The 19,905-nt window shown below is 66.9% G+C and carries 18 protein-coding genes; 5 read left to right on the forward strand and 13 right to left on the reverse strand.

Annotated elements, in window-relative coordinates; all coding sequences use genetic code 11:
* The first annotated feature begins 9 nt into the window (after positions 1-9).
* The 4 genes from FE263_RS04090 to FE263_RS04105 are packed head-to-tail and all read left to right on the forward strand — an operon-like array spanning position 10 to position 4,595.
* The gene (locus tag FE263_RS04090; protein WP_138324623.1) at positions 10-1,758 is read left to right on the forward strand and encodes an extracellular solute-binding protein; all 1,749 of its coding nucleotides are present in this window, start codon (positions 10-12) and stop codon (positions 1,756-1,758) included.
* Positions 1,759-1,769: 11 nt separating this feature from the next.
* Positions 1,770-2,771: a Gfo/Idh/MocA family protein gene (locus tag FE263_RS04095; RefSeq protein WP_138324624.1), complete on the forward strand. Its 1,002-nt coding sequence runs from the start codon at positions 1,770-1,772 to the stop codon at positions 2,769-2,771.
* Between the two features lie 44 nt (positions 2,772-2,815).
* Positions 2,816-3,799: a zinc-dependent alcohol dehydrogenase gene (locus FE263_RS04100; RefSeq protein WP_138324625.1), complete on the forward strand. Its 984-nt coding sequence runs from the start codon at positions 2,816-2,818 to the stop codon at positions 3,797-3,799.
* A 10-nt stretch (positions 3,800-3,809) separates the two neighbouring features.
* A complete protein-coding gene (locus tag FE263_RS04105; protein ID WP_138324626.1) occupies positions 3,810-4,595 on the forward strand; it encodes an SDR family NAD(P)-dependent oxidoreductase in 786 nt (261 codons plus the stop codon).
* Between the two features lie 41 nt (positions 4,596-4,636).
* Here the strand turns inward: FE263_RS04105 and FE263_RS04110 are convergent, their stop codons facing one another.
* Entirely contained in the window at positions 4,637-5,974 is a 1,338-nt protein-coding gene (locus tag FE263_RS04110; protein ID WP_171033922.1) for an MFS transporter, read from the reverse strand.
* Between the two features lie 152 nt (positions 5,975-6,126).
* Positions 6,127-7,584, reverse strand: coding sequence for a class II fumarate hydratase (gene fumC, locus FE263_RS04115; RefSeq protein ID WP_138324628.1), 1,458 nt, complete (start codon positions 7,582-7,584; stop codon positions 6,127-6,129).
* Between the two features lie 426 nt (positions 7,585-8,010).
* Between fumC and FE263_RS04120 the strand changes: the two genes are divergently transcribed.
* The gene (locus FE263_RS04120; RefSeq protein ID WP_240758972.1) at positions 8,011-8,952 is read left to right on the forward strand and encodes an NAD(P)H-binding protein; all 942 of its coding nucleotides are present in this window, start codon (positions 8,011-8,013) and stop codon (positions 8,950-8,952) included.
* Between the two features lie 7 nt (positions 8,953-8,959).
* On the opposite strand, the gene FE263_RS04125 is transcribed toward FE263_RS04120, so the two are convergent.
* The 11 genes from FE263_RS04125 to FE263_RS04175 form a co-directional block, all read right to left on the reverse strand.
* Positions 8,960-9,886, reverse strand: a complete 927-nt coding sequence (locus FE263_RS04125; RefSeq protein WP_138324630.1) for a sugar ABC transporter substrate-binding protein — start codon at positions 9,884-9,886, stop codon at positions 8,960-8,962.
* A gap of 28 nt (positions 9,887-9,914) precedes the next feature.
* Positions 9,915-10,931, reverse strand: a complete 1,017-nt coding sequence (locus FE263_RS04130; RefSeq protein ID WP_138324631.1) for an ABC transporter permease — start codon at positions 10,929-10,931, stop codon at positions 9,915-9,917.
* A 93-nt stretch (positions 10,932-11,024) separates the two neighbouring features.
* A complete protein-coding gene (locus FE263_RS04135; RefSeq protein ID WP_138324632.1) occupies positions 11,025-12,542 on the reverse strand; it encodes a sugar ABC transporter ATP-binding protein in 1,518 nt (505 codons plus the stop codon).
* A gap of 11 nt (positions 12,543-12,553) precedes the next feature.
* Positions 12,554-13,372: a TIM barrel protein gene (locus FE263_RS04140; protein ID WP_138324633.1), complete on the reverse strand. Its 819-nt coding sequence runs from the start codon at positions 13,370-13,372 to the stop codon at positions 12,554-12,556.
* A gap of 85 nt (positions 13,373-13,457) precedes the next feature.
* Positions 13,458-14,687 (reverse strand): adenosylmethionine--8-amino-7-oxononanoate transaminase, encoded by a 1,230-nt coding sequence (locus FE263_RS04145; protein WP_138324940.1) that lies wholly within the window; start codon positions 14,685-14,687, stop codon positions 13,458-13,460.
* 85 nt (positions 14,688-14,772) lie between these two features.
* A complete protein-coding gene (locus FE263_RS04150; RefSeq protein WP_138324634.1) occupies positions 14,773-16,014 on the reverse strand; it encodes a tetratricopeptide repeat protein in 1,242 nt (413 codons plus the stop codon).
* A 2-nt stretch (positions 16,015-16,016) separates the two neighbouring features.
* The gene (locus tag FE263_RS04155; protein WP_138324635.1) at positions 16,017-16,460 is read right to left on the reverse strand and encodes an ExbD/TolR family protein; all 444 of its coding nucleotides are present in this window, start codon (positions 16,458-16,460) and stop codon (positions 16,017-16,019) included.
* A gap of 5 nt (positions 16,461-16,465) precedes the next feature.
* A complete protein-coding gene (locus tag FE263_RS04160) occupies positions 16,466-16,900 on the reverse strand; it encodes an ExbD/TolR family protein (protein WP_138324636.1) in 435 nt (144 codons plus the stop codon).
* Positions 16,901-16,903: 3 nt separating this feature from the next.
* The gene (locus FE263_RS04165) at positions 16,904-18,085 is read right to left on the reverse strand and encodes a MotA/TolQ/ExbB proton channel family protein (protein ID WP_138324637.1); all 1,182 of its coding nucleotides are present in this window, start codon (positions 18,083-18,085) and stop codon (positions 16,904-16,906) included.
* Between the two features lie 70 nt (positions 18,086-18,155).
* A complete protein-coding gene (locus tag FE263_RS22770) occupies positions 18,156-18,779 on the reverse strand; it encodes an energy transducer TonB (RefSeq protein ID WP_276611158.1) in 624 nt (207 codons plus the stop codon).
* Positions 18,780-19,275: 496 nt separating this feature from the next.
* Positions 19,276-19,893 carry a YceI family protein gene (locus FE263_RS04175; protein ID WP_338086648.1) on the reverse strand — a complete coding sequence of 206 codons (618 nt, stop codon included), beginning with the start codon at positions 19,891-19,893 and terminating at the stop codon, positions 19,276-19,278.
* Between the last annotated feature and the right edge of the window lie 12 nt (positions 19,894-19,905).

Raw genomic sequence — 19,905 nt, forward strand, 5'->3', positions numbered from 1 at the left:
ATTGCCAGGGTGAACGACCTCGAGCGACTGCGGTTGATCGATGTGCTGGACCAGCTCCGGGAACCCTGGCACGGGCTGTTTCCGGAGCAGCAGGGCGATGCCGCGGCGCAGATCGTGCAGCATCTGGTGCGTTCCGACATTCGCGGCGAGATCGTGACGGCCTCGGCGCTCGCGCAGGCCGGCTACGCTCCCTACACGACATCAATGCGGAAGATCGACGAGCTGCTGGCCAGCGGCGTGATCGTCCGGGTCAAGCGCAGCGCCACCGGAAAGTCCTTCGCACTCCGCCCGAGCCCGAAATTCCTCAAGCGCTACGACGATTACCTGCTGAAGGTTAAGGCCATCCTGGCGGCGACCCTCGGCCGGCGTATCAACGCCGAGGAGCCGGACAGCTATTATTTCGGCGCACCGCTCGCCAGCCAGGTGCAGCGGCCGACCTCGCTCTCCCGCAAGGACGGCGGCGACCGGCCCGACATGCGGTTCCTGCTTGCCGACGACAACTATTTCATCGCCATGCAGAACCTGTGGGGCGACTTCAGGAACGATTTCGGCTCCAGGCGGGACATCGAACTGGCCCGCCTGCCGCAGCTCTACCAGCTTACACTCGAGAACGCGCAGCGCCCGGTGTCCCGCTACCATCTCACCGCGCTGAATATCCCGTGGATCGGCGAGTTTGCCAGCAAGGGCCTGATCCGTCCGATCGACGCCGAGCTGTCTTCCCTGCTGCTGAACAAGGACGACTTCCACGAAAGCTTCTGGGCCGCCGGGCAGTATGGCGGCAAGCAGTACGGCATACCGGTCTACTGCACCATCGAGACGCTGGCCCTGCGCCGGGACCTGTTGCAGGATGCCGGACTGCCGCCGCCCGCGACATTCGACCAGGTGATCAATGTCGGCCGCGCGCTGCACGCTCCGAGCCATGGGCGCTACGGCATCGTCTGGAACGCCGGACGCGGCATGCCGATAGCGTCGACATTCCTGTTCCTGCTGGCCGATTGCGGCGAGCATCTGGTTCCGCGCAGCCAGGCCGGCGATCCGGGCGCCACCCCGCATCTCCCGGTCGAGGCCAGCCTGCGCGTGCTCGACTACATGCACCGGCTGGTCGAGATCTCGCCGCCGGACGTGACCGCGCTCGACTGGGAGTCGAGCTTCGACATATTCCTGCGTGGCGACGCCGCGATGACCTATTGCTGGAGCATGCGCAGTGCGCGCTTCGAATACGACACGCGGTCCCGCGTCAAGCGGCGGGTGAGTTATCTTGCCCATCCGGCCGGCCCGCACGGACACAGCACCGCCCCGCTCGGTGGTTTCGTGCTGACCATCCCGGTCAACCTCCCCGACGACCAGTTGCACTCCGCGGTGGAGGCCATGGCCTGGATGATGGCGCCGGACTCGGTCAGGAGCCATGTCAAGAACGGGCTGCCGTTCCTGCCGCGTTTCAGCGTCGTCTCCGATCCCGAGGTGATGCTGTCCTCGCCGATCGTGAACTTCGTCGAGAAGGTCGCGGAGAAACACATGCTCGACGCCTGGGCACGGCCGGCGATCCCGCTCTACACCAAGCTCGAGGCGATCCTCGGCACCGAGATCCACGACGCCCTCACCGGCCGGAAATCCGACCGCACCGCTATCGACGCAATACGGCTCGGGTTCGAACGCCTGCAGCAGCCGGCACGGCGAGGCGGCGCGGCCGGTCCGGTACGGCTGCATCCGGCGCCAGGTGCCCGCCGATCGAATTCACGGCCGGTCGCGGCCAGCTAGGGAGACACCGAATGAATCCGGTCAACGTGGCCCTTGTCGGCTTCGGCTGGTGGGGCCGAAAGATGTCGAGCCTGATACGCAGCCAGTCACAGGCCCTACGCCTGGTCGCGGTTGTCGAACCCGATATCGAAGCCGCGCGCAACGCGCTGGCCGGGACCGGTATCGGCGTGCATGCCGGGCTAGCGGAGGCACTCGGTCCCGAGGTCGAGGCGGTGATCCTGGCAACCCCGCACAGCCTGCACGAGCAGCAGATCGCCGCCTGCGTTGCCGCCGGCAAGCACGTGTTCTGCGAGAAGCCGCTGGCCTTGACGCGGGCGGGTGCTGCGGAAGCGGTGCGACGCTGCCGGGAGGCCGGGCTGGTGCTGGGAATGGGCCACGAGCGGCGCTTCGAGCCGCCGATCGCAGCCCTCCTGGCCGCGGCGGATGCCGGCGAACTCGGAACGCTGCTGCAGATCGAGGCGAATTTCAGCCATGACAAGTTCCTGACGCTTGATGCCTCGAACTGGCGGCTGCACGCCGACCAGGCGCCTGCCGGTGGCATGACCGCGACCGGTATCCACCTGACCGATCTCGCGGTGCGCCTGCTGGGATCGCCCGAGACGGTGCTGGCAACATCGCGCAACCTGGTGTCCGAACTGCCCTCCGGCGACACCATGAGCGCCTATGTCCGCTTCCGAAGCGGCGCCACCGCCTACATCTCGGCGACGCTCGCCACGCCGTTCGTTTCCAGGTTCGCGGTGTTCGGCAGCAAGGGCTGGGTGGATGTGCGCGACCGGGCGCACGTGGAGGCACCGGATGGCTGGATCGTGACTACCGGCCGCGCCGGAGAGGCGATCCGCACCGAGGAGGTCGGCCGCGCGGAGCCGGTGCTGGCCAATCTCGAGGCGTTCGCCAGGGCGGTGCGCGGCGAGGCCGCGTATCCCATCACCGGGGAGCAGATGATCGACAACATCTCGCTGCTGGAATCGATTGTCCACTCCTGCCGGACCGGCGCGATCGAAGCGGTCGCCTGAGCCGGGCATCGTCGATCAAAAACCAGATACAGGGGAGAAATGCGATGAAGTGCCTGTCATTCGATGCGCCGGACCGTCCGGTGCTGCGCGACGTACCGCAGCCGGACGTCGGTGCCGACGATGTTCTGATCGAGATGGCGGCTGTCGGCATCTGCCACTCGGACTACGAACTTCTCGCCGGGCGCTACATCATTCCCATCTCGTACCCCGTCGTCCCCGGGCATGAATGGTCCGGCCGGGTGGTGGCTGTCGGCCGCTCCGTGCGCGGCTTTGCTGCCGGCGATCGCGTGGTCGGCGAATGCGTGGTGCGGCTGCCGGACCGGGTCCATCATTTCGGCTTCTCGCTGGATGGCGCCTACCGGCAGTTCTTCACCGCCCGCCCGGAATGGCTGCACAAGCTGCCGGATACGGTGGACGACCTCACTGCCTCCTTCATCGAGCCGTTCACCTGCGGCTACTACGCCATCCAGCGTGTCGGCGGCGCCGATGCGAGCGATACCGTGGTGGTCTCCGGTGGCGGCACGATCGGGCTGATGGCGGCGGCGGCGGCGATCGGCAGCGGCGCACGCACCATCGTGATCGATCCGATCGCCCACCGCCGCGACGCGGCAACGCGCCTGGGCGCCTCCATGACCGTCGACCCGACCGACGGGAATGCGGTGCAGTCGATCCTGGACGCCACCGGCGGCAAGGGTGCCGACCTGGTGGTTGAAGCGTCCGGGCATGATCTCTCGCTTGGCGCGGTGTTCGACATGGCGCGCGAGGAAGGCCGCGTCGCGATGGTCGGCATCAATATCGGCCGGCCGGTGAGCAGCTATCTCGGCAACATCCAGATGCGCAACCTGACCGTGCGCGGCTGCATCGGCTCGCCCGGGGTTTGGCCCGCCGCGATCCGGTTCCTGGAACGGACCGGGATCGATCTGTCGCCGATCCGCACGCATAGTTTTCCGCTCGAGCAGGGGATCGAGGCGCTGCAGATCGGGCAGCGTCCGGCGGACTGCATCAAGGTGACGATGACCAATGGCTGAGGAGAGCAGGATGCACAATCTCGAAGGACGCGTCGTCATCGTCACCGGTGGTGCGCAGGGCCTGGGCGCCGCGTTTGCGCGCTCGCTGTCCAAGCAGGGCGCGAAGATCGTGATTGCGGACCTCGACGAGGCACGGGCGGCGACACTGGCGGCGGAATTGCAGGATCAGGGTGCCGAGGCGCTAGCGGTCACTACGGATGTATCGGACCGCGGCCAGTTCGAGCGGCTGGTGGAACAGGCGGTCGGGCGCTTTGGCGGCATCGACGTCCTGTTCAACAATGCCGGCATGAACAAGCCGGTGCCGTTCTTCGATATCGACACCGCGAATTTCGAGTCGATCATGCGCGTCAACGCGCTGAGCGTGCTGATCGGCATGCAGGTCGCCGGCCAGCAGATGATGAAGCAGGGTCGAGGCGGCAAGATCATCAACACCGCCTCGATCGCCGGGCGGCAGGGCTATCCGGAATTCGCGCCCTATTGCGCCAGCAAGGCGGCGGTGATCTCGTTGACCCAGTCCGGCGCCCGCGAACTTGCCAGGCACCGGATTACCGTCAACGGCTTTGCCCCCGGTGTCGTCAAGACACCGCTGTGGGACAAGCTCGAGGCGGACATGATCGACAAGGGGGTCATCAAGCAGAAGGGGGAATTCATGGATTCCTTCTCCAGCAGCATCCTGGTAGGCCGTCCCGCGATCCCCGACGACCTGACCGGCATGGCATCTTTTCTCGCCTCCGGCGCATCGGACTACATGACCGGCCAGATCCTGATGTTCGACGGCGGAATGGTGCTCGTCTAGAGCCGGCTCCGGGAAATCGGGGAGCCAGGGCGGGCGGGCCGTCAGCGGGAAGAGACCGTCCGTCGCGTGCCATCCTGGCCGTCCGTAGCCCGGGCCAGGATGAAAATCATGACGGTCGACAGGGCCATGAAGCCGCCGACGATGCACATCGAGCCCTCGTAGCTGTTCGTCGTCGATTTCAGCCACCCGGTCAGCCACGGACCCATGAGGCCCGCCAGGTTGCCGACCGTGTTGATCAGCGCGATGCCGGACGCTGCCGCACGCCCCGACAGGAAGCGCGGCGGCAGCGACCAGAATGTCGGCAGCGCTCCGAACACGGCGCAGGCAAGCACGGTGATCAGCGCCACCTGCGCGACCGGCGAGTGCGGCAGCAACGCGAGCGGCACGGCGATCGCCCCGGCCAATGTCGGGATCCCGACATGCCATCCGCGCACGCCGCGACGCGACGCATCACGGCTCCAGAAGAACAGCACCAGCGCCGCCGGGATGTAGGGAATTGCGGTGACGAGTCCCCGCTGCATGACGCCGAGATGCCCGCCCGTGCTGCCCTCGAACTCCGCGATGATCGTGGGCAGGAAGAACGACAGCGTGTAGAGCCCGTAGATGATCCCGAAATAGGCGACGGCAAACAGCCACACCCGGCCGCTCCGCAAGGCCGCCCATGCGCTTGCGTGACGCGGCGCCCCGTCATCCGCCCCCCGTGCGATCTCGTCGGTGACCCAGCGCCGTTGAGAAGGCGTAAGCCAGGTTGCGTCCGCGGGACGATCCGGCAAGGCCAGGAAGGTCACGATGCCCATCAGAACCGCGAGCACCCCGACCCCGAGATACATGAAGCGCCAGCCGCTGAGGCCCATCAGCCCGTGCGCCTGGATGAGCAGCGATGCGAGCGGCGCGCCGAGCACGAAGGTCAGCGGCTGCGCAACGTAGAAGCTACCGAGCAGCTGGCTCCGATAGCGCTGCGGCACCCAGAGGCTCAGGAACAGGATCGCACCGGGAAAGAACCCGGCTTCCGCAACCCCCAGCAGGAAGCGGAGCACGTAGAGCCAGGTCGCGCCGTTTACGAAGGCGGTCAGCACCGTCACGATCCCCCAGCTCACCATGATCCGCGCAAGCCATCGCCGGGCGCCGAAGCGGTGCAGCGCGAGATTGCTCGGGATCTCGATGAGCAGGTAGCCGACAAAAAAGACGCTCGCCGCGAACCCGAACTGCGCCGCGCTCAACCCGAGGTCATGGTTCATCCCGCTCGGACCGGCGAACGAGATCGCGACGCGGTCGAGGTAGTTCACGAAGAACATCGCGCCCACGAAGCTGCCGAGCCGCAGCGAGATCGTACGGATGGTGGAGCGGGCATCATCGTCGGCAAGCGTCTCTGGTGTCATGATACTCTCTCCCATTCGCCAGGCGGCCGGTTGCTGCACGCGTTCAACTTGCCAGGGGTGCTTTCGATGCAGCACGCGCGACCTCGTCAGCGCGCTACCGACGCTGGTCTGGCCGTTTGCGAGCAGGAGGGTGGCGGCCGGCGACGAGCCGCTCACGCCCCGCCGAGGCCCTTGCCGACCATGCTGCCGGGATCCACGACCCGGTCGAACGTCGCCTCGTCCACGAACCCGGATTTCAGCGCGGCCTCCCGCAACGTGGTGCCCTCGGCGTTGGCACTCTCGGAGATATGCGCGGCCTTCTGGTAGCCGATCACCGGCGACAGGGCGGTGACCAGCATCAGGCTGTTCTCGACGAAGCTCGCGATCTTGTTCTCGTCGAGCGTCGTGCCCTCGACCGAGTAGGTGCGGAATTTCTGGCAGCCGTCGGCGAGGATCCGTGCCGAGTGCAGGAAGTTGTTGATGATGATCGGGCGCATCGCGTTGAGCTCGAAATTACCCTGGCTGCCGGCGAATCCCACCGCCGAGTTGTTGCCGAGCACCTGGATTGCGATCATCACGATCGCCTCGCACTGCGTCGGGTTGACCTTGCCCGGCATGATCGACGAGCCGGGCTCGTTCGGCGGCAGCTTCAATTCACCGAGCCCGCAGCGAGGACCGGAGGCGAGCCAGCGCATGTCGTTGGCGATCTTCATCAGTGCGACGGCAAGTCCGGCCAGGGCGCCATGCGCCCGCACCATCGCGTCGAGCGAGCCCTGCGCCATGAACTTGTTCGGCGCGGTGACGAACGGCTTGCCGGTCAGCCGGGCGATCTCGGCGGCAACATTCGCGGAGAAACCCTTCGGCGCGTTAAGCCCGGTCCCCACCGCGGTGCCGCCGACCGCCAGCTCGTACAGGCCGCGCCGGCTGGCGGCGATATCGTCGATGCAGGCGCGGATCTGGCCCGCGTAGCCCGACCATTCCTGGCCAACCGTAAGCGGCGTCGCATCCTCCAGATGGGTACGGCCGATCTTCACGACCTGCATCCATTGCGACGCCTTATCCTCGATCGTCCTGGCCAGTGCATCGAGTTCCGGCAGCAGGCGGCCGTCGATCTCCTCGATCGCGGCAATATGCATCACGGTCGGGAAGGTATCGTTCGAGGACTGGCCCATGTTGACGTCGTCGTTCGGGCCGACCGGCTCCTGCGTTCCGAGCGTGCCGCCAAGCAGCTGGATGGCGCGGTTCGACAGCACTTCGTTGACGTTCATGTTCGACTGGGTGCCGGATCCGGTCTGCCAGACATAGAGCGGGAAATGCTCGTCGAGCTGTCCGGCGATGGCCTCGTCGGCGGCGCGGATGATCGCCCCGGCCTTCCAGGACGGTAGCCGCCCTTCGGCCTGATGCACCAGGGCGCAGGCTTTCTTGACGATGCCGTACGCGTGGTAGACCGGCTTCGGCATCCTGTCGTCGCCGATCGAGAAATGCACCAGCGAGCGGGCGGTCTGAGCGCCATAATATCTGTCCGCAGGGACCTCAACGTCGCCCATGGAGTCGAACTCCCTGCGGGTGCCCGAGGCCGGCAGGCCGATCGGGATGTCCTGCATCTCTGGATCATGCGGTGCGTCGGTCATTCGGGCCTCCTGGGATGGCGGGTGCGGCGGCGCATCATGTCGCCTGTTCCGAAAGCCGCCCGAACCGGATGGTCCGGGCCGGGTGCCAGTTCGGCGATCGTCCAAGTCTCGCGAGGTCACAGGATTGCGTGGTTTCTGCTCCCCTGTCCAACAGGCAGGCATCGGTGCCGCCCGCGCCGCTCTGCGGCCCCGGCCTTCTGGAAGGTGCGCAGCGTCTGCCGGTTCAGGGCGGAACAGGCGGGAGAATTCGGCGTTCATCAAGGCGGCTCCGGCAGCCGAAGCCGCGGTGCTTGGTATCCCGAGAGGTTCGCATGGTGGTTCGCACTCACGGCACGGAGCCGCCGGTCGAGAAGTGGGCCGATCCCTCCACGGCGCGCCGCGTCGCGAGGCGGGTGTTCGCCAACACCGCAGCGGCGGCCTAGCCCGTTGCGGGTCTGCCTTCTCGGCGCCACCGGAACCATCGGCCGGGCGACGCGCGCGTCACTCGTGCAGCACGGGCACGAGGTGGTCTGCCTGGTGCGTCCCCGCCCCGGGATCGAGGAAGGATTTCGTCAGGTCGACATGTCGTCGCCGGCCTCGATCGTCCATGACGGGTTCCGCGGCGAGCGGTTCGATGCCGTGATCTCGTGCATGGCGTCTCGCACCGGCGTGCCCCGGGACGCCTGGGCGATCGATCACCAGGCGCATGTCGATGTGCTGTCGGCGGCCCGCGACGCCGGCGTCGGCCAGTTCGTGCTGCTGTCGGCGATCTGCGTGCAGAAGCCGCTGCTCGCTTTCCAGCATGCCAAGCTCGCCTTCGAGCGGACGCTCATCGAGTCCGGCATGACCTGGTCCATTGTCCGGCCGACCGCCTACTTCAAGTCGCTGTCAGGCCAGTTCGAGCGTGTCCGGCAGGGCAAGCCATACCTGATGTTCGGCACCGGGGAACTGACCGCCTGCAAGCCGGTCAGCGACCGCGACCTCGCCGGTTATCTGGCGGACTGCCTCCAGGATCCCGCAAAGCAGAACCGCGTGCTGCCGATCGGCGGTCCGGGCGAGGCGATCACACCACGCCGTCAGGGCGAGGAATTGTTCGCACTCCTCGGCCGCAAGCCACGTTTCCGCCGGGTGCCGGTGGCGCTGCTCGACGCCATCATCGCCGGCCTCGGCGTCGCATCCCGGCTTCGGCCCACCTTGGCGGAGAAAGCCGAACTAGCGCGTATCGGCCGCTACTACGCGACGGAATCCATGCTGGTGCTGGACCCGCGCACCGGCCGCTACGACGCCGACGCCACGCCCTCCACCGGGACCGAGACGCTGTTCGACTACTACCGGGCGCTCGCCTACGGCGAAACGGTCGCCGAGCGCGGCGACCACGCCGTATTCTGAAGCGGCCCTACCGGTTCAGGAAGCTCTTGTAGTTTTGCGGCGTCACCAGCTCGTACGGGATGGTGTCGTATTGCTTGACGGCCTGTCCGTTCGCCAGCTTCACCGCATCGTCCACCGCCTCGGCGCCCTGGCCCTTGGCGTTCTGGAACACCGTCACCGTCAGGTCGCCCTTGCGCAGCGCATCCAGCCCGTCGGCGGTCGCATCGACGCCGCCGATGGCGAGCGACTTCGGATCGACGCCATTGGAGTGCAGAGCGATGATCGCGCCCAGCGCCATCTCGTCGTTGTTCGAGGCAATCCCGGTGATCTTGTCGCCCTTGGTAATCCAGTTGTTCATCAGATCGATCGCCTTGGTGCGCTCCCAGTTCGCGGTCTGCTCCTCGACGATCTTGATGCCGGGGTATTTCGCCAGCACCTCCTTGACGCCGGCGGTGCGGCCCTGGGTCGAGTTGTTCGCAAGGTCACCCAGCATGATCACCAGGTTGCCCCTGCCGCCCATCTTCTTGGCCAGCACGGTCATCTGCAGGCGCCCGGCCAACTTGTCATCCGACGCCACCACGGCGACGCTCGCCGGCAGGCTGGTCTCGTCGGGACGGCGGTTGACATAGACGATCGGAATATGCGCGGCGGTCGCGGCCGAGGTCATGCGCTTGGTGGTCGCGGTATCGACCGGGTTCACGATGATCGCGTCGACCTTCTGCGAGATGAAGTTCTGCACCTCGCTGAGCTGCTTGCCGACATCGCCCTGCGCGTCCTGGAACTGCACCTGCAGACCCTGGATCGACTGCGCGTGGGTCGCCATTGCCTGGCGCACCGTGGTCAGGAAGTTGTCGTCGAACAGCGCCATCGACACGCCGATGCTGAGCGGCTTGGCGACCGCAGGGGCTGCGGTGACAGCGAGCACGCAGGCCGCGGCCAGCAGGGACTTTTTCATTTGATCGTTTCTCCCATTGATTTTGATTTCAGATCGAGCGGCGCTTGCGTCTGAACTGGTCGGCCATCACGGCGGCGATGATGATCAGCCCCTTCACGATGTCCTGGATGTAGGCATCGACGCCCAGGAAAGTGAAGCCGCTGGTCATCACGCCGAGGATCAGCGTGCCGATGACGGTGCCGGTGATGCGGCCGATGCCACCAGACAGGCTGGTGCCGCCGATCACCGCCGCCGCGATGGCGTCGAGTTCGTAGGACATGCCCATGCCGGCCTGGCCGCTGGTGGCGCGCGCTGCCATGATGATGCCGGCCAGGCCCGACAGGCCGCCGGCGATGGTGTAGACCAGCATCAGGTGGCGGGTGACGTTGATGCCGGACACCCGCGCCGCCTGCATGTTGCCGCCGATCGCGTAGGTGTATTTGCCGTAGCGCGTGTAGCGCAGTGCGACATGGAAGATCGCTGCCACCACCAGGAAGATCAGCACCGGATTGGCGCCGCCGCCGATGGCGGTGAACTTGTCGGTCAGCATGCTGATCGGTTGGCCATGCGTGTAGTACCGCGCGAGCCCGCGCGCGGTGACCATCATGCCGAGCGTCGCGATGAACGGCGGCAATCGTCCCAGTGTCACCAACGTGCCGTTGCAAAGCCCCGCCAGCGCGCCGACCAGCAGCCCGGCCGCCACCGGGATCAGGATCGGCAGGTCGCCCAGCCCCGGATAGACCGCACGCGCATAGTCGCTCTCCTGCGCCAGGCTGGCCGCGACCATCGCGCTCAACGCCAGCACCGATCCGGAGGAGAGGTCGATGCCGGTGGTGATGATGACCTGGGTGACGCCGACGGCGAGCAGGCCGACGATCGAGACCTGCAGGATGATGATCAGCAGGCGGCTCGGATTGCCGAGGAAGCTCTGGCCGCGCAGGGTCCAGCCGAGCAACTCGAAGATCAGCGCGATGCCGACCAGCACGGCAAGGATGCTGGCCTCGACCGGCAACTTGCGCGGCCGTCTTGCACTGACCGGGACCGAGGTATCGGCTACCATCGACATGACGTTTCTCCCTCGCCGCCTGTTGGCCTGGAGGCTGCATGAAAACGCCTGATGCTGTCGGATCGCCAGCAGGAGGTGTCCTCATGCAGCCTCTCAGCGCGCGGCCAGTTCCATGATGCGTTCCTGGGTCGCCTCGGTGCGGTCGAGGATGCCGGCGACGCGACCCTCCTGCATCACCACCACGCGGTCGCTCATGCCCAGGATCTCCGGCAGCTCGGACGACACCATGATGATGGACAGCCCCTTCAGGACCAGTTCCGACATCAGCCGGTGTATCTCCGACTTGGCGCCGACATCGATGCCGCGTGTCGGCTCGTCCAGGATGAGGATGCGCGGCGCGGTCATCAGCCAGCGTGCGATCAGCACCTTCTGCTGGTTGCCGCCGCTGAGGTTCTCGATCATCGTGTCCATGTCGGGCGTCTTGACCTGCAAAGCCTGGCGCATGCCCTCCGACGCCTCGCTGAGCGCGTCCTGGCGCACGAAGCCGCCGCGGCAGTAGTCCGCCACCGAGGCGATCTGCATGTTCTCCAGCACCGACAGCATCAGGAACAGGCCGCTCGCCTTGCGATCCTCGGTCAGGAACGCCATGCCGTGCTTCTTGGCGTCCGTCGGCGAGCGGATGCGCGCCGGGGCGCCGTCGATCTCGATACTGCCGCTGGCGGCCGGGGTGACGCCATAAAGCGCTTCCGCGACATTGGTACGGCCGGCGCCGATCAGGCCGGCAAAGCCCAGGATCTCGCCCCGTCGCAGCTCGAACGAAACGTCGCGAAATACGCCGGGGAGCGTCAGCCCGCTGGCGCGCAGCACCACCTCGCCGAGCTCGACCGTGGCCTTCGGGAACATGTGCGTCAATTCGCGGCCGACCATCAGTCCGATGAGGGATTTCTGGGTGAAGTCCGAGGCAAGGCCGGTCGCGACATGGGCACCGTCGCGGAACACCGAGACCTCGTCGGCAATGGCGAAGATCTCGCTCATCTTGTGCGAGATATAGACGATGGCGCGGCCCTGGTCGCGCAGCCGGCGTATGATGGTGAACAGATGCTGCACCTCCTGCTCGGTGAGCGAGGAGGTCGGTTCGTCCATGATCAGGATATCGGGCTCGTAGGACACCGCCTTGGCGATCTCGACCATCTGCTGGTTGGCGACCGCCAGGCTGGCAACCTCGACGTCCGGATCAAGTGCGATGCCGAACCGCTCCAGCAGGTCCACGGTCCGCCGGCGCAGTGCGCCGTGATCGACGAAGCCGAACCGCCGCGGCTCGCGACCGACCCATATGTTCTCCGACACCGTCATGTGCGGCACCAGGTTGAGTTCCTGGTGGATCATCGCGATGCCGCATCGCATCGCGTCGGCCGGCGCCTGGAAATCCTGGCGCACGCCCTTGATGCGGATCTCGCCCGAGCTCGGCCTGATGCCACCGGCGATGATCTTCATCAAAGTCGACTTGCCGGCGCCGTTCTCGCCCATCAGCGCATGCACGCTGCCCGGGCGCAGCCGCAGGTTGATGCGGTCCAGCGCCTTCACGCCGGGAAACTGCTTGCTGACGTCGAGGACTTCCAGGACGAACCCGTCCGGTGCTGCAGGCGCATCAGGCAGGAGCGCTGCCGACATCGCCGGATCTCCTAGCGGATCGACGCGAAGAGATAGGCGAGGCTGCGTTCGAGCGCCGCCGGCGCGTCCTCGGCATCGTGCACCGCGCTGGAGAACGCCTCGATCGAGATCGCGCCCGAATAGCCGCCGGCGATCAGTGCACGCAGCTGGCCGACATTATCCAGACGATCGCCCGGTCCGACCAGCACCCGGTGGGGATCGCGCATGGCATCCACACCGATCCCCGGCTCCTCGACGCCGGATACATGCACCAGTCCGGTGCGACCCGGAAACAGCTCCTGCTCTCCGGAGATGGAATGATGGAAGCTGTCGTGCAGCAGCGCGAAATGTCCTGCCAGGCCCGCCTCGTCAATGGCGTCGATTGCATCGCGCTTGCGTCGCAACGCGCACTCCACGAAGCCGAGCGGCTCGACCAGGCCGAGCAGGCCGTGATCGGCGAGCACCGTTGCGAGGCCGGTCAGGGCCCGGCGCAGGTCCTGGCGTCGCTCACCCGGCTCGCGGGCGTCATCCCGGCTGTTGGTCGGGCACAGCACCAGGGCATCGATGCCGGCCTCGCGTGCGTAGGTCGCCAGCGCCACCGCCTCCGCCTCGCGGCCGCGGTTCCAGAGGTCGAAGCGCTGCAGCGCGTTGACGGACAGGATCGCGATCCCCGCCTCGGCGGCCTGTTCGCGCACTTCGGCGGCCGCGGTGCCGTCGGCGATCAGCACGCCGTCGAGATCGTTGCGCAGTTCCACGCCGGACAGTCCGAGTGTCACGGCCAGTTCGAGCAGGCTGTGGAAGTCCTCGTAGGGCGCGGTGATGTGGTTGAGCGCGAACGGCGGTGACGGCACGAGGCACTCCCTGAACGCCTGCCAGGCCGGCCCCTTTGTTGGAGCATACGTACCAGTCAGTCTCCTTAATGGAATATATTTTCCATTACGGCGGCTTTGTCAACATGACGCTGCTTTGCGCGAGCACGTCATGGATCGCCCGGGTAAGCTGCGAGAGGTCGTCCGGCGCGATGGTGAAAGAGGGCGTCAGGTAGACGATGTCGCGGAATGGCCGCACCCAGACGCCCCGTTCGACCAAATGATGCTTCAGCCCGTTCAGGTCGGCGGGGGGCTGGTCGAGCTGCACCACGCCGATGGCGCCGAGCACCCGCACGTCGCGCACGCCCGGCAGCGCGCGGCAGGGCTCCAGTTCGTGCATGAGCTGCCGTTCGATGGCGGCAACCTGGCCGAGCCGGTCCTCCGTCTCGAACAGATCAAGCGAGGCAAGCGCCGCCGCGCAGGCGAGCGGGTTGGCCATGAAGGTCGGGCCGTGCATCAGCGCATGCATTGGGTCATCCGACCAGAATGCCTCGAACACGTGCCGGCGCGCGACGGTGGCGGCGAGGCCCAGGGTGCCGCCGGTCAGCGCCTTCGAAAGGGTGACGATATCGGGCACGATGCCGGCCTGCTCGCAGGCGAACATCGTGCCGGTGCGGCCGAAGCCGGTGAACACCTCGTCCAGGATCAGCAGCAGGCCGTGCCGGTCGGCGGCTGCACGCAGATGGCGCAGCACCTCCGGCTGGTGGAACACCATGCCGCCAGCGCCCTGCACCAGCGGCTCGACCAGGATGGCGGCAATGCCCGCGGCATGTTGGGACAGGAACCGGTCGAACGACGCTGCTCCCTCGGGGCAACGCGGCAGCGGCACCACGTGATGCTGCGGCAGCACGCCGGCGAACAGGCTGTGCATTCCCTCCTCGGGATCGCACACCGCCATGGTGGCCAGCGTATCGCCATGGTAGCCGCCGCGGAACGCCAGCAGCTTGTGCCGCGTCCGCACGTCGCGATTGAGCCAGTACTGCATCGCCATCTTGATGGCGACCTCGACCGAGACCGAACCGGAGTCCGAGAAGAACACCCGCTCCAGATCCCCCGGCAGCAGCGCCGCCAGCCGCTCGGCGAGCCGCAGCGCCGGTTCATGCACCAGGCCGCCGAACATAACGTGCGGCATCACAGAGAGCTGCCGTCGCACCGCTTCCGCGATATGCGGGTGGTTGTAGCCGTGGCATGCGGTCCACCAGGATGCGATCCCGTCGATCAGCACCCGTCCATCAGCAAGCCGGATGCGAGATCCCGCAGTGCCGGCCGCCTGCAGCGGCACCGCGCTTGTCTTCATCTGCGTGTAAGGAAGCCAGAGGTTGCCAGCAGGATCGCCTGCCGTTGTGCTGTCCAAGCGCTGTTCCTCCGGCACCCCGGCCGAATTACGCCTTCATGCGCAGGAGCCATAGCTGCGCGATATCCGCAGCGCCATCGGTACCGCTCACGCCCTGCAGGGTGCTGCCGGCTGCAGCCTTGTCGCCGGCCGCCATCTCCGCAAGGCCAAGGTGCAGTTGCGCGTCCTCGGGATTGAGCAGGCCGCCCTTCGCGATGGCCTCCTTCATCACCGCGATGCCCTTCGGGTACTGGCCGAGATCGACATAGCTGTAGCCGACCGCGAGCAGCGCGTTGCCGTTCGGCTGCGAGCGGGCGGAAGCCTCGTCGGTGGCGATGCTGGCCTTCTTTTCGGCCACGGTCTTATCGACCAGCGCCTTCAGCCTGGCCTCGCGCGGCGCCTGCGCATCGCGGCCGAGCGCGCCGGTCGCGTAGCCCTTGTTCATCACCGCCAGGCCCTGGTTCGGAAGCCCGTCCTGGACCGCCATCTCGGCCATGTCCATGAAGTCCTGCGTGCTGGTCAGCAGGCCGACATCCAGGCGCAGCCGGTCGATGTCGAATTGCAGCCGGTCGGGCACGTTCGGGTTGGCGCGCAGGCCCTGCATGAGCTGCGCCCAGTATTCCGGCTTCGGATAATAGGTGACCAGCAGCGTCATGGTGTGGTCGAGGCCGCTGGTGTCGCGCGACTGCAGCTGGCAGTTCGCCAGCAGCTGCAGCTGCGCTTCCGGCGGTGTCTGCCGGGCCTTCAGCTCGGCCTGGATCTGCGCGTTCTGCACCGCGGCGGCGCGCACATAGTCCTTCTGCAGATAGTAGCACTGGATCAGCAGCGTCTCGAGCGCGGGCGAGGCGCCGCCGGCCTTGTGGTAGCGATCGATGGCGGCGATCGTGCCGGCATAGTCGCGCATCTGGTAGTACGACGAGGCTTCCGCCATCAGCAGGCGCTGCTGCTCGGCGGCCGGCACGCGTCCGGACTTCAGCAGCACGTCGTCGGCGCCGATTGCGGACTTGAAGTCGCCCGACTGCTGCGCAACCGACGCCCGCATCTCGTCGATCACGAAGCTCTCGTTGGCGGTCTTGTCGCGCGCCCGCTCGGCGATGTCGATCTGCTCCATGGCGGCCGGAAACTTGCCCGCCTTGGCCAGCGCCTGCGCCTTCTGCAGCGGCTTGCCGACCACCGGCCGCAGCGCGTCCTGCGCCTGTGCCGGCGGGCTCTGCAGCATGGCAGCGCCGAACGGAGCGCACGCAAAGAAAACGCCGGCCAACAGGCCGGCGCGAGACACCCTCAACAGCATCGTCAGTTGTTTCCCATGTACTGCTCTTGACCCACCAGACCGAGCTTGGTCATGCCGAGCCGCTGGGCGTCCGCCATCACGTGCGCCACCGCGCTATAGGGAGCGAGCCGGTTCGGGCGCAGATGGATCTCGGGCTGGTCAGGCAGCAGCGACGCGTTCACGAAGCGCGCCTGGAGCTGCTGCTCGTTCGGCACCGCGTCGCCATTCCATGAGATGGTGCCATCGAAATCGACATCGATGGTGACCACCTGCGGCGGCACCGGCGGCGGCGGCGGGTTGCCCTGCGGCAGGTCGAGCTTCACTGCGTGCGTCTGCATCGGGATGGTGATGATCAGCATGATCAGCAGCACCAGCATGACGTCGATGAGCGGCGTCGTGTTGATGTCGACGACGACTTCGGGATCGCCGCTGGCGTCACCGCCGCCGGATCCTACGTTCATGGCCATGGCGGCTAGCCTCCCTTGGGTGGCGGTTCGGTGATGAAGCCGACCTTGAAGATGCCGGCGCGCTGGCAATCGGTGACCACCTTGCCGACGAACTCGTAGCGCCCGCGGGCATCGCCGCGGATGTGCACCTCGGGCTGCGGCTTCAGCACCGCGAACTTCTCGAGCCGCGCCAGCAGGTCGGCGTTGCTCTTGATCGGGATCGCGTTCCAGTACGTCGAACCGTCATCGGTGACCGCGATGATGACGTTCTCCGGCTTGGTCTGCGTTGGCTGGTTGGTGTCCTTCGGCAGCTGCACCTTCACCGTATGGGTCACCACCGGAATGGTGATCAGGAAGATGATGAGCAGCACCAGCATGACGTCGACGAGTGGGGTGGTGTTGATCGTCGACACCACCTCGTCCTCGTCGTCCCCTTCAGCGGGGCCGACGTTCATTGCCATCGGTCAGGCGACCCGGGTCACGCCGCCGGTGGCGGTGCTGGGTGCTGCGGACATCGCCGGCGTCGCGACGCCCGGCTGGCCGACACGGGTGCCGCCAACCAGCACCGAGTGCAGGTCGGACGAGAAGTAGCGCACCTTCTCCATCGCCGACTTGTTGCGGCGAACCAGCCAGTTGTAGCCGAGCACCGCCGGCACCGCTGTGGCGAGGCCGATGGCGGTCATGATCAACGCCTCGCCCACCGGACCGGCGACCTTGTCGATGGAAGCCTGGCCGGCGATGCCGATGGCGGTCAGCGCGTGATAGATGCCCCAGACGGTGCCGAACAGACCGACGAATGGCGCGGTCGAGCCGACGGTGGCGAGGAATGCAAGGCCGCCCTGCAGGCGCGACTGGATGGTCTCGACCGCGCGCTGGATCGACATCGTGACCCAGGTGGTGAGGTCGATGCTTTCGGTCAGCGAGCCCTCGTGGTGGTCGGTGGCCGAGATGCCGGTGTCGGCGATGTAGCGGAACGGCGAGGACGGCTTCAGGCTGGAGGCGCCGTCACGCACCGTCGGCTTGGTCCAGAACGCCTTGCCGGTCTGCTTGGCGGCGCTCAGCAGGCGGGCCTGCTCGATGTACTTGGTGATCATGATGTACCAGGTGCCGAGAGACATGATCACCAGGATGATCAGCACGCCGCGGGCGATGAAGTCGCCGCCGTTCCACAGCGCGTCCAGGCCGTAGGGATTGTCGACCGCCGCGGTCTTCGGCGCATCGGCAGCCGGCGCGCCGGGGGCGGCGTTCGCGTTGGCAGCCGGGGCGCCTGGGGCACCGGGAGCAGGAGCAGCACCGGGAGCAGGAGCAGCGCCGGGCGCCGGGGCAGCGCCGGGGGCAGTCGAGGTCGCCGAGGCGTCCGGGGCCGGGGCGCCGCCGGCCGGAGCACCGGCGGCAGGCGCTGCCATGGTCGCGGCGCCAGGAGCAGAAGGTGCTCCGGCAGCAGGCGCAGCACCGGGAGCCGGAGCGGCGGCGTCCGGAGCGGGAGCCGCCGGAGCCGGGGCGGGAGCAGCCGGCGCCGGGGCGGATGCCGCGGGGGCCGGGGCCGCCTGGGCCAGTGCCAGCGCTGGTGTCATCGCCGGTCCGGCGAGGCCGAACATGACGGCGACGGCCGGCGCTAGAACGGGGTGACGGTGCAGTGCGGTCATGCCTTGATCCTCTGAAATCGTCCCGTGACCGGGGAACTGCCCCGGCCCGGCCTCGTGCCGTGAAGAACTGCTATTCTTCGTCGTTGTTGAGCTTGAAGGTGATGTTGAAGGCGTGGTGCGCCTCGCGCACCGGCACCCCGTTGTGCACGGCTGGACGATAGCGGGCCTGCTGCACCCAGCGCAGCGCGGCCTCACCGAAGGCGGCGCCACCCTGCACGCTCTGGACCGCGCAGCCGCTGGTGGTGCCGGTTGGCTCCACGTCGCAGACGACGACCACGCGACCTTCGCGCTGCGCATCCTGCATCGCAGGCGGGTATTCGAGTGCCGGACCGGCGATCGGGCGCGCCGACACCGAGCTGTCCGGCACGGCCGGGCCGGGGGTGGGCGGCTTGGCCTGGTACGGCACCGGGCTCGGCGGCTGCGGCGTGCGCACGACCTGCTGGATGGCGTGCGGCTGCGGCGGCGGCTGGATCTGGATTTCCGGCGGCGGAATGTAGGGCGGCGGCGGGTTGGTCAGCTGCGGCGGCGGCGGCGGCGGAGGTGGCGGCGGCGGCGGCTTGGTCTCCTTGATGATCTTGGTCTCGATGGGCGCCTTGACGAGCTCGACGATGTTCTTGCCGAGGCCTTCCACGAGCGCCCAGATCAACAGGACATGCAGCGCGACAACGATCGCGAGCCCAACGATGTGGCGCATCGGACTGCGTTGCTGTTGCGCGTAATCCATTCATCAACCCTCCTGTTCGCCATCCGGACCGCCCTGCATCGAGAGCGGACCACGCCAGCAGGCACAACCAATGCGAAACGCGTGCCGCGATTGCAAACCGCGGGCCGCGAACGAATGGCTGGGCCCCCTGACCCGTGTCCGGTCATTCGGGCGATGCGGCAACTGCTGCCGACTGCCCCTCGACCGCCGCATATCAGCGATTGCCGAATATCTGCAATGACCGGGGCACGTAGCTCGAATTGAGGGTTTCCCGAGTGTTGTTGTCAAGAAGCATAAGAAAATTGACCCTGGAGGACCTGCCGGACAGCAAAGGCCTAAAATTGCGCCAGTGATACAGTGAGAGAACAACTCTACGTGACGTGAATGATTTCAATCACTCAGTTCACGAACTTAACAGGGATTGTTTCACAAGCGGTTTTTCAAGCTTAAATTCGCGTCAATCCATGAGAACCGCTCATATGCTGCATCACGGAATTTTTTCCGTCGGCTGCGGCTTCAATTCTGCCTCCAGCGTCAGGCTGACATCGTCGCCCACCAGCGGCACGTAGGCCACCACGCCGAAAGACGACCGCCTGACGATGGCGGCCCCCGAGAAACCGACGGTCAGCCGGCCGTCGACCGGATCGGTGCCGGCACCCCCGAATACGACGTTCATCGCGACTGGATGGGTGACCCCGCACAGGGTCAGCATGCCATCCAGGCGGGCGCGTCCTGGACCGGTCATGATCAGGCTGCTCGCTTCGTAGCGTGCGGTCGGGTAGCGCCCGACGGCGAAGAATTGCCCGCCATGCAGGCGCCGGTCGAGGGAAGGGTCGAGCGAGGTGATCAGCGTCATCGGCACCTGGGCGTCCAGCCGCGCAGCCTCGGGATGCGCCGGATCGATCCGCAGGCTGCCACGGACCTGCGGCACCAGCCCGGTATAGGTGGAGTAGCCCAGATGGCTGACCGACCACGTCACCCGCGTATGCCCGGGATCGAACAGGTACGTCCCGGAAGGCAGTGCAGCCGGTTCCACAGCGTGGGCCGCGGGCGCCGCCGTCGCTGTCAGGACCAACAGGCCCGCTATGAAGTGGATGGATCGCACCGCCAGCCAGCG

The sequence above is a fragment of the Lichenicoccus roseus genome, from assembly GCF_005844085.1.
Lineage (GTDB): Bacteria > Pseudomonadota > Alphaproteobacteria > Acetobacterales > Acetobacteraceae > Lichenicoccus > Lichenicoccus roseus.